9 protein-coding genes are annotated in these 16355 nt (G+C 45.2%); 6 read left to right on the forward strand and 3 right to left on the reverse strand.

The annotated features are described in order from the left end of the window. Positions 1–77: 77 nt before the first annotated feature. A complete protein-coding gene (locus tag BW716_RS06730; protein WP_083721764.1) occupies positions 78–1100 on the forward strand; it encodes a LacI family DNA-binding transcriptional regulator in 1023 nt (340 codons plus the stop codon). Between the two features lie 113 nt (positions 1101–1213). Here the strand turns inward: BW716_RS06730 and gap are convergent, their stop codons facing one another. Both gap and BW716_RS06740 read right to left on the reverse strand, forming a co-directional pair. Continuing rightward, the gene (gene gap / locus BW716_RS06735) at positions 1214–2227 is read right to left on the reverse strand and encodes a type I glyceraldehyde-3-phosphate dehydrogenase (protein WP_083721765.1); all 1014 of its coding nucleotides are present in this window, start codon (positions 2225–2227) and stop codon (positions 1214–1216) included. Positions 2228–2310: 83 nt separating this feature from the next. Beyond that, complete coding sequence (locus BW716_RS06740) at positions 2311–3303, reverse strand: GlxA family transcriptional regulator (protein ID WP_143708762.1); 993 nt, start codon at positions 3301–3303, stop codon at positions 2311–2313. A 269-nt stretch (positions 3304–3572) separates the two neighbouring features. On the opposite strand from BW716_RS06740, the gene BW716_RS06745 reads away from it, so the two are divergent. The 3 genes from BW716_RS06745 to BW716_RS06755 all read left to right on the forward strand — a co-directional run bounded on the left by BW716_RS06745 (position 3573) and on the right by BW716_RS06755 (position 8615). Further along, entirely contained in the window at positions 3573–5930 is a 2358-nt protein-coding gene (locus BW716_RS06745) for an ABC transporter permease (protein WP_083721767.1), read from the forward strand. 3 nt (positions 5931–5933) lie between these two features. After that, positions 5934–8228: an ABC transporter permease gene (locus tag BW716_RS06750; RefSeq protein WP_083721768.1), complete on the forward strand. Its 2295-nt coding sequence runs from the start codon at positions 5934–5936 to the stop codon at positions 8226–8228. A 78-nt stretch (positions 8229–8306) separates the two neighbouring features. After that, a complete protein-coding gene (locus BW716_RS06755) occupies positions 8307–8615 on the forward strand; it encodes a hypothetical protein (protein ID WP_083721769.1) in 309 nt (102 codons plus the stop codon). Here BW716_RS06755 and BW716_RS06760 read toward each other — a convergent pair. Next, positions 8612–11101, reverse strand: coding sequence for a glycoside hydrolase N-terminal domain-containing protein (locus BW716_RS06760; RefSeq protein WP_083721770.1), 2490 nt, complete (start codon positions 11099–11101; stop codon positions 8612–8614). The genes BW716_RS06755 and BW716_RS06760 overlap by 4 nt on opposite strands. Before the next feature lie 491 nt (positions 11102–11592). Between BW716_RS06760 and BW716_RS06770 the strand changes: the two genes are divergently transcribed. After that, the gene (locus tag BW716_RS06770) at positions 11593–15606 is read left to right on the forward strand and encodes a two-component regulator propeller domain-containing protein (protein ID WP_220388719.1); all 4014 of its coding nucleotides are present in this window, start codon (positions 11593–11595) and stop codon (positions 15604–15606) included. A 135-nt stretch (positions 15607–15741) separates the two neighbouring features. Further along, a complete protein-coding gene (locus BW716_RS06775) occupies positions 15742–16326 on the forward strand; it encodes a YceI family protein (protein ID WP_083721772.1) in 585 nt (194 codons plus the stop codon). Positions 16327–16355: the final 29 nt, after the last annotated feature.

Raw genomic sequence — 16355 nt, forward strand, 5'->3', positions numbered from 1 at the left:
GTAGGGGAATTTTTTCTATTGAATGTGATATACGGGTTTCAGGTAATGTTAAAATAAATTATATTTACGAAGACGTTATGAAATTCGAAGCAGCCACTATAAAAGATATTGCGAACGCACTGGGCCTTTCCACCTCCACCGTTTCACGCGCATTGCGCGACAGTCATGAAATCAGTATAGCTACTAAACAGCTGGTACTGGAATATGCAACCCGTATCAATTATCATCCAAATCCTATTGCACTGAGTCTGAAAGAGAAACGGAGCCGGTCCATTGGGGTGATTGTAGCAGAGATCGCCAATAGTTTCTTTTCTCAGGCCATTAACGGGATTGAATCCGTAGCAAAAGATAAAGGGTATAATGTAATTATTTCCCAGACGCATGAATCGTTTGAGAAAGAATTGATGACCTTACAATACCTGGCTTCCAGGTCTATAGATGGACTACTGATTTCAGTAAGTAGTGGCACGCAGAACCTGGAACACCTGAAGGCGCTGCATGACAGAGGATTTCCCATTGTGTTTTTTGACAGGATTGTGGAAGATCTGCAAACGCATAAGGTGATGGTGGATAATTTCAGGGGGGCGTATGATGCGACTTTACATTTGGTCAATAAGGGGTATAAACATATTGCAGTGCTGGCGGGACCGGAAAATCTGAGTATCAGCAGGGAAAGAGTAGCGGGATACCTGGAAGCGCTGGCACAATCGAGAATGAAGCCATCGAAATCGATGATCAGGTATAGTCAGTTTGCCGGGTTGTATATCGATGAGGTGGAGCAGACCATGAATCAGTTATTAAAGCTACGACCCAGACCGGATGCGATCTTTACAGCGTCGGACAAGTTGACGACGAATTGTATGCGGATATTAAAGGAAAAAGGGATCAGGATACCGGAGGAGATGGCGCTGGTAGGATTTTCGAATTCAGATCTGGTAGAGTTACTGAATCCGCCATTGACAGTTGTGAGGCAACCGGCGTTTGAGATGGGGCAGATAGCGACGGGAATGTTGTTACAGCTGGTGGAGAGTAAGAAGCCAGTGAAGGAGTTTGAACGAAAGATATTGGCGACGACACTGATTGTACAGGCATCGACATAATCCGGCCTGCGGCAGCAAGGAAGAGGTCTTTTATTTTTTACCGCAGGTATAGCCCCGATGGCATAAAATTAACTGGGGGCATGGCGGTACCCCCAGTGTTGAAATGTTTTATTTTAAGCGGTTTGTAAATCCTTCCGGGTCAGTTTCGCCAGCGCTACTGTCATTTCAGCTAAGCGATTAGAGATTCCCACTTCATTATCATACCACGCTACAACTTTCACCAGATTACCAATACTGCGGGTCAGCGTACCATCCATGATGGAGGAATGCGTATTCCCTAAGATATCAGCAGACACCAAGGGTTCTTCTGTATATTCCAGCACACCTTTGAGACTGGTGTCTGCATAGGATTTGAAGAGATCATTGATCTCCTGTGCAGTAGCAGGTTTGATCAGGTTCACAGACAACTCTGCAATGGAGCCATCTATAACAGGTACCCGATAAGAGAACCCATCCAGTTTACCTTTCAGACCAGGCAATACATCACCGATCGCTTTGGCAGCACCTGTGGTAGTAGGAATGATGGATTGGGTAGCGGCACGGGCTCTTCTAAAGTCTTTGTGCGGGCCATCCTGCAACATCTGGTCCATCGTGAACGCGTGGATGGTGCTCATGAAACCGGAGGTAATACCGTATTCTTTTTCCAGGATATATAATAATGGCGCGATACAGTTGGTAGTACAGGAGGCGGTGGAGAGGATCTGATCGTCTTTGTCTATGATATCGTCATTCACGCCAACGACTACTGTTTTTACACCACCCGTAGCAGGTGCAGTGATCAGTACTTTAGCTGCACCGGCTGTAATGTGTGCCTGTGCTGCTTCTTTTTGGGTAAAGCGGCCAGTGGATTCGATGACTACATCTACCTGCAGCTCGCCCCATGGCAATTTTTGCGGATCTCTTTCACTGAGGAAAAGGATCTCCTGATCGTTTACGATTATTTTATCATCATGCTGTACGATAGTGCCGGGGAATTTTCCATGCGAAGTATCGTACCTGAGGAGATGCGCCAGTAGTTTTACATCTGTGAGGTCGTTGACAGCCACTATCTGAACATCATTTTTATCCTGTAATGCTCTTAAGGTCATTCTGCCTATTCTGCCGAAACCATTGATGGCTACTCTCATAACTTAAATTTTAAAGTGATAAATGTCCACCTCATCACATAAGATGTGATGCAGTAGTTATTTTAAAAAATTTCATTTTGCTTTTAGTCAGCGAAAGAGGTGCGGAAAGTGCGCCGGTAGTCGCTGGGGGTGACATTCATATGTCGCAGAAACACTCTTCTCATTGAGACCACACCTCCCAGCCCACATCTGGCGGCGATCTGCTCCATGCTGTAATCGCTGTCTTCCAGGTATTTTCTGGCTATTTCCACACGCAACTTTTCTACGAATTTGGCAGGTGTCATACCTGTTTCGCGGGTAAAGACGCGGGTGAAGTTGCGGAGACTCATGTTCAGGTGGTTTGCCAGTTCTTCCACGCCGAGTTCTTTGTCAAGGTGCTCCAGCATCCAGGGGCGCAATTTTCCGGCGAGGGAGTTAGCTACGCTATGGAGTTGGAGGAGGTTGGCAAACTGAGACTGAAAGCCGGGGCGTTTCAGGTACAATACCAGTTTGCGGGCAACCTGTATGGCGACTTCCCGGCCATAGTCTTCTTCGACGAGGGCCATGGAGAGGTCTACGCCGGAGGAAACACCACCAGAGGTATAGACATTGCCATCTTTGGTATAGAATGGGTTGGTGTCTACATGGATGGTGGGGTATTTTTCCTGGAAGGATCGGCTGTGTTCCCAGTGAGTGGTGGCATTTTTGCCTTCGAGTATGCCAGCTTCGGCGAGGGCGTAGGTGCCGACACAGATGGAGCCAATGCGACGGAGGCGTGGGTAGTTGTTTTTAATCCAGTTAATGAGCCTGCGGTCTCCTGATTGGAGGAAAGCCATGGGAAAACCGGCTACGATAAGGGTATCGATGGGTCGGGTGATTTCCGCAAGGGTGACGGGGCAGGTCATGGTGATGCCACTTTTGCTGACAACGGTTTTTTCATCTCCATAGGCAGCGAGCAGGATTTCGTAGCCGGTGCCTTCGGTGCCGAGTCCTTCGTGGAGGATGCTGTCGGCAGCGGCAAAGACGTCGCAGGGGGCTGCGACATCGAGCATGTAGGTACCGGGCATAGGTACGATGACTACTAGTTTTTTTGCCATGGAGGTGAATTGTGATATAAAGGTAAGGGGTTTTGATGGTGGCGGGAAGGTCATAAATGATACAATTCCGGCCAAAGAGGGTTTTAAGGCGCCCGTTACTATCTAATTGAAAATCAATACCATTAAATATTACCCTGTTCGCTTTCGAAACGTATCATGTACTGAAAACGGACAGTTTACATATTTTAATATATATATATTACTGATAAGACTCTTCTAAAAGTATGGCATTTGTTTCGTGCTGCAAGGTTAACCGCTAAAACGATCATATGTTCAAAAGTATCTTTACTATTGCCTGGCGCAATCTTCGCAAAGACCCCCTGTTTACACTACTCAACCTGTTGGGGCTTTCTACGGGCTTAGCCTGCGCGCTCCTGATCTTTTTATGGATCAGAGATGAAAAACAGATCAATCATTTTAATACGAAAGATGATCGCCTTTACCAGGTGCTCATCAACAATAATGATCATGGCCAGATAACCACACTGAGTCAGACACAGGGACTGCTGGCGCAATCTTTAAAAAACGAAGTATCGGGTATTGAATCTGCCACTTCTGTACTCCCCGCCTCCTGGTTTCAGAATGCCGGTGTATTGAGCTATGGAGAAGATCATCTCAAAGCCGGCGGACAATTCATCAGCAAAGATTTCTTCAATGTATTTACCTGCAAAATTCTGTATGGAAATGCACTTGCTGATAAACAAAGTATCCTGATTTCGGATAGAATGGCGCAAAAGTTATTTCCAAAAGAGCAGGATGCCATTGGAAAATCTATCCATTGGGAACAGGGTGACTTTAGCGGTGATTATGGCATTACAGGCGTGTTTCAGGCCCCGCCAGCCAATGCGACGGAACAGTATGACCTGCTACTTGATTACGATCTCTTACTCGAAAAAAGAAAGGAATTAACGCAGTGGTCCAACTTCGATCCCAATACTTTTATCATCGTTAGTAAAGATGCAGATGTTGCGGCATTGCAAACCCGCATCAAAGACTTTGTTAAAACAAAAGACAAAGAAAGCAATGCATCTTTACTACTCACAAAGTACGCCGACTATTATCTCTATAGCAAATATGAAAATGGTAAACAAAGCGGTGGCAGAATTGCCTATGTACAACTCTTCTCTATCATTGCACTGTTTATCCTGATCATTGCCTGCATCAACTTCATGAACCTCAGTACAGCAAAAGCTGCCACCAGGGTGAAAGAAGTAGGTGTAAAAAAAGTAATTGGCGCCGGCAGGGGCCTGCTCATTTTACAATACCTGAGTGAAAGTATCTTACTCTCCCTGCTGGCCTTATTCATTGCCATTGTATTGATCTTCCTGCTATTGCCTATGTTCAATCACATCACAGGCAAGCAATTGCAGATCTGGCCAAGTACTTCTCTGGTCTTTTCATTTTTAGGTATTACCCTATTGACAGGACTGGTAGCGGGCAGTTACCCTGCATTGTATTTATCCGGTTTTAAACCAGCTGTGGCATTGAAAGGAAAACTCCGTACCGCTTTTGGGGAAGTACTGACACGCAAGGGATTGGTGGTATTCCAGTTTGTTTTGTCCGTGAGCTTCATCATTGCTGTTCTCATTATTTACAGGCAGATGGCGTATATCCAAAATAGGAACCTTGGTTATAACAGGTCACATCTCGTACATTTCGAAGTACCTACCGAACATATTGAAAACATGGTCACCTTCCTTGAACTGGTCAAAACCCAACCGGGGGTACAGGACGCATCCAGCTATTACCATGACTTCACCGGCAATCATGGAGGCATGGGTGGCATGACATGGCCGGGAAAAACAGATAACACGGATGTAAATTTCAGCAACCTCGAGGTAGGATATGGTTATCCCGAAGTAATGGGAGTACAACTAAAAGCAGGCAGGTATTTTTCTAAAGACAGCCGTGCTAACAATGAGATTATTTTCAATGAAACTGCTATCCGTGATATGGGAATCAAAGACCCTATCGGCAAAACGGTTCGCTTTTGGGACATGGAAAAAGTGATCATTGGCATCGCAAAAGATTTCAACTACGAATCATTGTATCAACCTGTCAAACCTGCATTTTTTCAAAGTTATCCGGTAATGCCTAACTTCGTTGTAAAGATCGCACCGGGCAGAGATGAAGCGACCATCAGTCGGCTCAAAAAACTGTATGAACAACAATTTCAGGGACTTACTTTCGATTACAAATATTTAGATGAAGACTATCAGGCACTGTACGCATCCGAAAAAAGGGTGAGTGATCTATCCCGTTATTTTGGAGGACTGACGATCCTGATATCCTGCCTGGGATTGTTTGGCCTCGCGGCTTTCACGGCACAAAGAAGACAAAAAGAAATTGGTATCCGCAAAGCCATCGGTGCTTCTGCCGGGAATATCGTTACATTGTTATCAGCAGATTATCTGAAACTCATTGGTATTGCTATCATCATAGCTTTTCCACTCGCAGGCTGGATGATGTTACAATGGTTACAGACCTTTGCCTATCGTATTCATGTAGGTGCAGATGTTTATTGCATAGCAGGTATAGCGACCTTATTGATTACATTCACGACCATCAGTTATCAAAGTATAAAGGCTGCACTGACCAACCCGGTAAAGAGCCTGCAAACTGAATAAACTATGTTTAAAATGAACCTGCGCCGGCTGATGCACGACCGGCAATCAACCATCCTCAACCTCATTGGTCTCTCTACGGGGCTAGCCTGTGCATTGCTGATATGGTTATGGGTACATGACGAATTGCAAACGGATCGCTTCCATGCCAAGGGTGACCGGATCTACCAGGTGATGGTCACACAGCAGCAGGGAAACCTGAAGAATACCAATAGTGGTACTTCAGGGGGATTAGGTCAGGAACTGACACGTACTATTCCGGGTGTTGAACAATCCGTGACCATGGCTCCTCAAATATGGTTTGAGCCTTTTAGTCTCAGTATTGGGAATAATACACTCAGTGCTACAGGAAATTTTGTATCGAAAAATTTCTTCTCTGTTTTCTCTTTTGATTTATTAGAAGGAAATAAAAATACCGTGCTTACTGATAAGCATTCAGTGGTGATTTCAAAATCACTGGCACTGCGGTTATTCCATACTACTGAAAATGTAGTTGGTAAAACACTGACCTGGAAACTATTTGACTTTACGCACCCCGCCATCATCACCGGGGTGTATAATGACATGCCTGCAAATAGTACTATCCGGATGGATTTTGTTTTAAACTTTGGTGCTTGGGTAGACCAGATACCCGTATCTGGTGAGCTGGGAAACGGAACAGGTCCATTCGAAACATATGTTTTATTGAAACAGGGTGCCGATGTGCAGGCGGCGATGGGTAAATGGCCGTTTAAAACAGCACTCTCACTTCGCAAATTTACAGACAGATATTTACAGGAAGGCAGCAAAATGGCTTATGTACGTATGTTTAGCCTGATTGCTATTTTCATTTTAATCATCGCATGTATCAATTTTATGAACCTGAGCACGGCCAATGCCGCTGGCAGGATGAAGGAAGTGGGTATCAGGAAAGCCATCGGTGCTTCCAGAGCAAGACTGATCAGGCAGTTTCTCGGAGAGTCTTTGCTGCTTAGTTGTATGGCATTGCTATTGGCGCTTGGCATTGTGCTTCTTCTAATGCCTGCTTTTAATACGATTACCGGGAAGCAACTGTCTTTAAAATTAGACTATGTGGTGGTGGCGATCCCCCTGATCACGGGCCTTTTAGCAGGTAGTTATCCTGCATTTTATCTCACTGGTTTTCATCCTGTCGTTACTTTGAAGGGGAAATTTTTACAGACTTCCGGCAATGCATGGGCCAGAAAAGGATTGGTGATCTTTCAGTTTGTAATATCCGTCGTGTTTATCATTGCTGTATTGGTCATCTATCAGCAGATAAAATTTATTCAACAAAAAAGCCTTGGTTTTAATAGAGAAAATGTCATTTATTTCCAGGCCGATGGTCCTGCAATGGAGCGTAAAGATGCAATGATAGCCGGCATTAAGCAAATACCGGGAGTAGTGAATGCTTCCAGTATGATGCGCAATATCATCATGCCAGCGGGTATACCTGAGTCGCATATAGAGTGGGATGGTAAAAACAAAGATCAACAGATCCGGTTCACTCAGATGCTTGTCAATTATGACCTGCCAGAAACCCTGGGTATGACATTGCTAAAAGGCCGTTCTTTCAGCCGGGATTTCAGTACTGACCAGCAAGGTGTGGTGCTGAATGAAACGGCGGTGAAAGCCATGGAGCTCAAGGATCCCATTGGGAAGACGATTTATACAGAGAATGTGCCGGTACAGATTATTGGGGTCGTGAAGGACTTCCATTTCAATTCACTGCACGATGCTATTCAACCCTATATCTTCAGACTCTGGCCGGAATATGCCATCATCACCATGGTGCGTGTACACGATGTACAAACGATTGATCGCATTGCTGCTTATTATAAGCAGTTCAATCCAGGATATACTTTCAATTACAAATTTCTGGATGATGCCGTGCAGGCGCAATATAAATCAGAGCAGGTGATTGGTAGTCTATCCCGCTATTTTGCAGGATTGGCGATATTGATTTCCTGTTTAGGATTATTTGGACTGGTTGCATTTACTGCTGAGAAAAGAAAGAAGGAGATTAGTATCAGGAAGGTATTGGGCGCTTCTGTGAAGCAACTGGCGTTATTGTTATCCGGCGATTTTTTACAACTGGTGATGATCGCCATTGTGATTGCGTTTCCGCTGGCTGCATGGATGATGGAAAAGTGGTTGCAGGGATTTGCTTATCGCATTCACCTGCAACCCGGTATGTTTGTGCTGGCGGCAGTCGCTACTTTGCTTATTACCGTCTGTACAGTTAGTTTTCAATCTTTGAAGGCCGCGTTTTCAAATCCCGTGAAGGCTTTGAGTGCCGAGTAGTGTCTGGTGGGGTGTTGACATGCAGGAGGGGGTGTTTACGCAATCGGGGGGAAATAGAATTGAGTTTGATTTTCATAAATGAAAAAATCGCTTTCACCTTTGGTAAAAGCGATTTTTTCCGGGTGCGTCGAAGAGCAATCGAAGAACGATCGAAGAGCGATCGAAGAGCAATCGAAGAGCAATCGAAGAGCGATCGAAGAGCAATCGAAGAGCGATCGAAGAGCAATCGAAGAGCAATCGAAGAGCAATCGAAGAGCAATCGAAGAGCAATCGAAGAACGATCGAACACCAATCGAAGAAGCATCGAAGAACAGTCGAAGAGCAGTCGAACAACAGTCGAAGAACGATCGAACAACGATCGAACAACAGTCGAAGAAACCTTGTTAGCGTTGTACCCTATATAATGTATAAGACTGACCTGCCTTTGTTTGCAATGCATACACAAAACCATGATCTGCATCCTTTGGCTTTACAGGCGCTAATTGTGCATTTCCATCAGCTTTAATACGTTGCGGTACACGCAGCATACAGGTTCCATCTTTAGTGGCGTGAATAGTAACACTGGTGAGCTGACCATCTTTCCATTTCATATCTACAGTGTAACCACCTTGTGCCAATAAGCCACTAATCTCCCCTGTACTCCAGACATCAGGTAATGCCGGTAATAAGTGGAGCGTACCTGTCTGACTTTGCAGCAGCATTTGCGCGATGCCTGAGGTACCACCAAAGTTACCATCGATCTGGAATGGCGGATGCGCACAGAAGAGATTTGCATAAGTACCACCGGCATTATGCATATCTACACCTCCTTCACCTGTGAGGTGTATTAATTCTTTCAGGAGTTTGTGTGCATGGTTGCCATCCAGCAGTCTTGCCCATGTATTGATCTTCCATGCCTTACTCCAACCGGTACCTCCATCGCCACGAATTTCAAGGCTTTTTTTGGCGGCAGCTGCCAGCTCAGGTGTTGTAATGGGAGAGATCTGATTGCCCGGGAAAAGGCCAAATAAATGAGAAATATGACGATGTTGAGGGTCTTCATCCTCCCAGTCCTTATACCATTCCTGCAAATTGCCTTTTTTACCAATTTGTAATGGGTATAGTTTCGCTAATGCCTGTTTCAAAGAATCTGCAAAGACAGCATCTTTACCTAAAACATCAGCAGCAGCGATCACATTCGTGAATAGATCATGAATCACAGAAAGGTCCATGGTGGAAGCCATAGATACGGCGCCATGTTCTCCCTTTTCAGTAATAAAGATATTTTCCGGTGAAGTGGACGGTGCGGTCACGAGACGACCTTGTTTGTCAGGAACCAGCCAGCCCAAACTGAATTGTGCTGCTGCGCGCATTACAGGGTAAGCGGTATCTTTCAGAAAGGCCTTGCTGCCACTAAATTCATAGTGCTGCCAGAGGAACTGACAGAGCCAGTTTCCCCCCATCATCCAGTTGGCCCAGTTAGTATCACCTTTGCCAATATCGCCCACAGGATTGGAAATTGCCCAAATGTCTGTATTATGGTGCGCTACCCAGCCATTCATATGATAGAAGTTCTGTGCAGTATGTCTACCGGTCACGGCGAGTTCCATGAGCAGGTCATACAGCGGTTGCTGCATTTCCATCAGGTTACACTCTTCTGCTGGCCAGTAGTTCATTTCCGTATTGATATTAATGGTGTAGTTGGAGCTCCAGGGGGCACGCAGTTCCTTGTTCCAGATGCCCTGCAGATTGGCAGGAGCCCCTTTGGTGCGGGAACTTGAGATGAGTAGATAGCGACCGTACTGGAAATACAATGCTTCCAGAGAAGGGTCTTCCCCTCCTTCGCTATAGCGGCGCAAACGTTCATCAGTTGGCAGTGCTGCCACGGCTTCACTACCAGCTATTGCAAAGTGTACCCTGTTGAAAAATCTGGTGTAGTCCTTTATATGACGGGTACGTAAATCGCTCAGGGAACGGGCTGCGGCCTTTGCCAATTGTTCGGAAGCGATCTTATCTTCATTCAGTCCATCTTTGTCAGGACATTTGTCATAGCCATTGAAACTGGTTGCACCGGAAACGATTACAGTGACATCTGTTGCATTTTTGACAGTGATGCCAGCTGTATCTGTTTTAATTGTACCGTCGACACTGATAGCTCTCAGTCTGACTTCGAAGCGCATACCTTTGCAACTGCCGGGTTCCTCATATATAATAGGTTCCTTATTATAATTGATATAACTGGGATCAGCCTGAGAAGGTGCTTTGCCTTTGAGGACCAGGTCTTTGCCGTTTACAATGTTCTGATAATGCAGCTGACTGTTGGCGCTGAGGGTAAAGTTCAGCTTTCCTTTCTTACTGGCTTTCAGATGGTAAACGATTACCTGATCTGCTGCAGAGATGAACATTTCACGGGTATATTGTACGCCGTTGCTGGTAAAGCGGGTGTTCGACTGAGCTTTGTTCAGGTCCAGGTCGCGATAGTAATCCTTTACAGAGTTAGCATCGATCTGCTGGCGAAGGTGTAAGTCTCCCATGGGGAGGAATGACTGTGAGTAGACGCCCTGCATTTTGCGGAGCAGGCTGTCGGCCTGGTGGTAGTTTTCATTGAAGAGGGCCGCTCTTACCTGCGGGAGGTATTGAGGTGCATCAGGATTGACGTTGTCTTTTACCGGACCACCCGACCAGAGGGTGGCTTCATTGAGTTGAATCAGCTCGTCGCTGACTTTTCCAAATACCATTGCGCCAAGGCGTCCATTGCCGAGAGGCAGGGCCTGGGTCCACTCCCTGGCAGGAGTGTTGTACCAGAGCTTTAATGAATCGGCAAGCTGTTGAGACCTGACTGTTCCGGCTGATAAAAGGAGCACGGATAGCAGTCCTATTTTGTTTTGTTTCATAAAGAGTGTAAAATAAAACTATATTGATCTAAAAGCAAGGTAAAAGTAATGGAAAGAAACATGTCGCAAACGATTGCACAAAAAAGTTTGCTAAACCTTTGGTAATCATTTTAGCCCTCGTTACATTTGTTGTATAATTAAAAACAGCCACCCAAGGGGAAGTGAACAAGAAGAGAGAATGGTTGTTTCATGATGGAGATAAATTACCTTATTACATATAGCAAGCGCTGGAAGATTTTATGGACCTGAGTACCATAACGTGGAATTTTAGCACAAAGGTCGAATTCTTTCGACCTTTCTCTTTTTATATAGGTGATGGAATGTCCTGCGGCAGCAAGGAAGAGGGATCTTTCCCTGGCTGGCGCCAGATGGGCGGGATTGATAGTGAAGAAGCCTGATGCCTATTTTGATGCCTACATCCCTTTAACAGAAATTAAATTGTATTCCCGACATTTAATTATATTACACCACGTTTATGAAAATTTCTTAGTGTGACCATCCACAAATCGTTTTTATTCATCCTGCTGGTATTACCATTTACGTTACTTTGGGCACAAACACCACAGTCCCAATACCAATTCACCCGTATCGACATCACCCAGGGCCTATCCGCCAACCAGGTCAATTGCATTTATAAAGACAGCCAGGGCTTCATGTGGTTCGGCACCATGTCCGGCCTCAACAGATACGATGGTTACAACTTCCAGATCTTCAGACAAGATATCAGAGATACCACCACCATCGCCGACAACTTCGTCACCAGCATCATGGAAGGGCCCGAAGGCCTCCTCTGGATCACACATAGGAACGGACAAAACGTATTCAATCCGCAAATGGGAAACTTCCAGCGCGATCCGCGCCAGGCCCTCAGCAGATTTGGCGTACCTGTAGACAGCATCAATAATATTCTCAAAGACCTCGATGGCAACTTCTGGTTCGTCACACCCAAAGATGGCCTCTACCGCTACTCTCCTTCCAACAAAAAAACACTCCATCTCCTCCCGGGCACTCAAATATCGGATATGGCACAAGCCCCATCTGGCTTTTGCTGGATCATCCACACCAATGGCCTGCTGGAAAAAATGGATCCACATACCCAACAAATCGTTTCCAGAAATCAACTCCCTGCCTCCACTCCCAGCCCTTATCAGCTCATGGCTGACAAAGACGGCGACTGCTGGCTGTTCAGCAACAACGATGTGCAGGGTATTTACTGCTTTAACCAACGCTCAAAAACATTCACCCACTACGATCAGAACAATGGCCTGAATAACAACATCGTCCGCGGTGTTGTACAGGACAACCAGGGATTAATATGGGTTGGCACCGACCACGGTGGCCTCAACATTATCGATAAAAAACAACAAACCTTCCACTTCCTCACTAACAATAGCGAAGATCCTAAAAGCCTTAGTCAAAATAGTATTACCACCCTCTATAAGGATAACGCCGGTATCATCTGGATTGGTACCTACAAAAAAGGCCTCTGTTATTACCATGAAAACATGGTAAAATTCCCCCTGTACCAGCACCAGGCATTTGCATTAAACAGCCTCCCCTACGACGACGTAAATCGCTTCGCAGAAGACGCCAACGGCAATATCTGGATCGGTACCAACGGCGGTGGTCTCATTTACTTTGACAGAAATAAAAACACCTACAAACAATACCTGCATAACCCATCCAACCCTAACTCACCCAGTGGCAATGTGATCGTTAGTCTCTGGATCGATCACGAGCAAAAACTATGGGTAGGCTCTTACTTCGGTGGACTGGATTGCTTTGATGGAAAACGTTTTATTCACTACCGTCATGATGCCAATGATACCAACAGTCTAAGCGATAACAGCATCTGGGAAATATTTGAAGACAGTCAGCAAAGACTCTGGATCGGGACTTTAGGTGGAGGATTAAATCAGCTCGCAAACAACAAATTCATTCGCTACAACAATAAAGTACACTCACCCTACATCTCCGCATTTCTCCAGGATAAAAAAGGGAACCTGTGGATAGGCACCGCCGAAGGCGTAGATGTAATGGATCAAAAAGGAAATTTCACCCACTACGATGCCGATCCTAAACAACCCGGCAGCCTCAGTCATAAAAACGTCCTCTGCCTGTTTGAAGACAGCCAGGGACAAATATGGATCGGCACCAGGGAAGGATTAAACCTTTTTAATCCCAACACAAAGCAATTTAAAATTTTCAGAAGAGAAGATGGTCTCCCTGACAATACTGTACTAAACATTTTAGAAGATAATAACCACACGCTCTGGATGAGCACCGCCAATGGTTTATCCAATATGCGTGCACAACAACAGTTTAAAAATTACGATCAGTCAGACGGATTACAAGGTAGAGAATTCAACGAAAACGCAGCGCTAAAAACGCGCAATGGAGAACTCCTTTTCGGTGGTGGGAACGGCTTCAATTTATTCTATCCACACAATATCGCTGTCAACTCAAACATTCCACCAGTCGTACTCACAGACTTCCAGGTCTTCAACAAAAGCATGTCTCCCGGTGAGTCGCTGAATGGCAGAACACTCTTATCTGCAACCATCAATCAAACAAGACATATCACTTTAAAATATAAGGAAAACGAATTCTCTGTCAGCTTCGCTGCATTGAATTTCTTTCATCCTGAAAAGAACCAGTATTCCTACATGCTGGAAGGCTTTAACCACGAATGGCTCACGAGTGATGCAGGCGCACGCACTGCCACTTACACGAACCTCGATCCTGGTGAATATATCTTCAAAGTAAAAGCCTCTAACAACGATGGTATATGGACACCACAACCACTGGAATTACGCATCACCATCTTACCACCATTCTGGCGAACACCGCTGGCATTCATCATTTATGCCCTACTCATCATAGGCGCCTTAATCATTGGCAGGCGTGTAATTCTTGAAAGAGAAAGATTCCGTGCACGCATTGCACAGGAAAGACAGGAAGCACGGCGCATGCATGAATTAGATTCGCTGAAGATCCGTTTCTTCACAAATATAAGTCATGAATTCCGCACGCCGCTAAGCTTAATTATTACGCCTTTAGAAAGACTACTGAAAAAAGATATCGAAGGCAATGTACAGCAACAACTCGTGCTTGTACAGCGCAATGCACGCCGCTTACTCAACCTGGTAAATCAACTCCTCGACTTCCGTAAAATGGAAGTACAGGAAATCAAATTATACGCTACAGAAGGTGATATCATTGCGTTCATCAAAGAACTCACCACCTCTTTCTCGGACCTGTCCGAAAAGAAACAAATTCATCTCGACTTCCATAGCAATGTGCCAGTGCTGACCATGCTCTATGACCCTGACAAGATTGAAAAGATCCTGTTCAATTTACTCAGCAATGCATTTAAATTTACCCCTGACCAGGGCAATATTTCCATTGACTTACAACTGCAACAAAACGGTTTGCTGGCCATCATAGTAAAAGATACTGGTATTGGTATACCTCCCGATCAACAAGAACGTATTTTCGAACGTTTTTTCCAACACGACATACCCGGTTCACTCGTCAACCAGGGCAGTGGCATCGGCTTAAGCATCACCAAAGAATTTGTAAAACTCCATGGTGGCAGTATCAGTGTAGAAAGTGCCCCCGGCATGGGTAGCGCCTTCACGGTGTTACTGCCTGTGAATGGCATTCAGACCGCTACCAAAGGAGCTACACAACACACCTCCATTATGGAGCCGCAAATACCTGACGCCACACCTATCTATACAGGCAAAAAGCCCGTTATTCTCCTGATCGAAGACAGCGAAGATTTTCGTTTTTATCTCAAAGATAATCTTGGTCAGTACTTTCACATTGTCGATGCGCCAAACGGCCTGGCTGGCTGGAATATTTTACAAAATACCCTACCCTCGATCGTGGTCAGCGATGTAAGTATGCCCGAAATGGATGGTTTGGAGCTCTGCCGTAAGATCCGGCAACAGCCCCGTACGGCACACCTTCCTGTCATTCTCCTCACAGCCCGTGCTGCGGAGGAAGACCAGCTGGAAGCCCTTGACAATGGCGCGTCTGAGTACATTACCAAGCCATTCAACTTCGAAATGTTGTTATCACGCATAAGGAATATCATAAATCAGCAACAATCCCTCAAAAAGACCTTCCAACAGCACATAGAAGCACATCCGGAGGAAATTGCCATCTCCTCACAGGACGAACAGTTTATTCAGCAGGCATTACAGATAGTAGAGAAGAATATTTCCAACCCGGACTTCTCTGTAGAAGAGCTGAGCCGTGAACTTTTCATGAGCAGAGTCTCTGTTTACAAAAAGCTACTATCATTAACAGGTAAGCCCCCGATTGAATTTATCAGATCCATAAGACTCAAGCGGGCAGCCCAATTGCTCGAAAAAAGCCAGTTAACCATCGCCGAAATAGCCTACGAAGTCGGCTTTAATAACCCCAAATATTTTTCCCGCTATTTTAAGCTCGAGTACGGTGTTTTGCCCTCTGCCTACAAGGGCCGCAACGATTAAGATAACCACTGTCAGGCATACCCCAACTCCAATCAGTTACAGGAATGATGTCCATCATTTCCCGCCAACCTACTTATCACCAACTTGCACTCAGAACGGAACGATATCCGTCTAACGCTTTAAATCCAATTTACCATGTATCACTCAGCAATCATCAGAAAAGGAATCGCCACATTACTGTTCGTACAACTTATCGTAGCGGCAGCATTTGCACAGAATAAAACACTGGTAGTAAGCGGCATTAGTCTCAAAGTAAACGGTACATCTACCCTTCACGACTGGGAAATGAAAGCTACTTCCGGAACCTGTACAGCTGACCTTACCTTCAGCCCTGCCGGCCAGCTGACCGGTATTACTGCCCTCAGTTACACTGTAGGTGCAGAAACGCTGAAAAGTGAACACAGTGGCATGGATAGCAATGCATATAAAGCATTAAAGACTAAAAAGAATCCAAACATCACGTTCAAAATTACTACTTCAACTGTAGCTGCAGATGGTTCCATCAAAGCACAAGGTCAACTGACCATTGCTGGTGTAACCAAAGCAGTAGAACTGACAGCGAAGAGCACTGTAGCAGCCGGTGGTAAATCAGTAGTTATCAAAGGAAGCAAAGTTATCAATATGACTGACTTCCAAGTGGATCCTCCATCCTTCATGATGGGTGCCATGAAAACTGGTAACGCTGTAACTATCAGCTACGAGTTTACACTTCATCAATAAGTTACACTTCATCAATAATAAAACCACTA

Origin of the sequence: [Flexibacter] sp. ATCC 35208, assembly GCF_001975825.1 — a bacterium.
GTDB lineage: Bacteria > Bacteroidota > Bacteroidia > Chitinophagales > Chitinophagaceae > Chitinophaga.

Coding starts and splice junctions, on each gene's coding strand:
- BW716_RS06730 (WP_083721764.1), top strand. CDS start 78: ATGAAATTCGAAGCAGCCACTATAAAAGATATTGCGAACGCACTGGGC.
- gap (WP_083721765.1), bottom strand. CDS start 2,227: ATGAGAGTAGCCATCAATGGTTTCGGCAGAATAGGCAGAATGACCTTA.
- BW716_RS06740 (WP_143708762.1), bottom strand. CDS start 3,303: ATGGCAAAAAAACTAGTAGTCATCGTACCTATGCCCGGTACCTACATG.
- BW716_RS06745 (WP_083721767.1), top strand. CDS start 3,573: ATGTTCAAAAGTATCTTTACTATTGCCTGGCGCAATCTTCGCAAAGAC.
- BW716_RS06750 (WP_083721768.1), top strand. CDS start 5,934: ATGTTTAAAATGAACCTGCGCCGGCTGATGCACGACCGGCAATCAACC.
- BW716_RS06755 (WP_083721769.1), top strand. CDS start 8,307: ATGAAAAAATCGCTTTCACCTTTGGTAAAAGCGATTTTTTCCGGGTGC.
- BW716_RS06760 (WP_083721770.1), bottom strand. CDS start 11,101: ATGAAACAAAACAAAATAGGACTGCTATCCGTGCTCCTTTTATCAGCC.
- BW716_RS06775 (WP_083721772.1), top strand. CDS start 15,742: ATGTATCACTCAGCAATCATCAGAAAAGGAATCGCCACATTACTGTTC.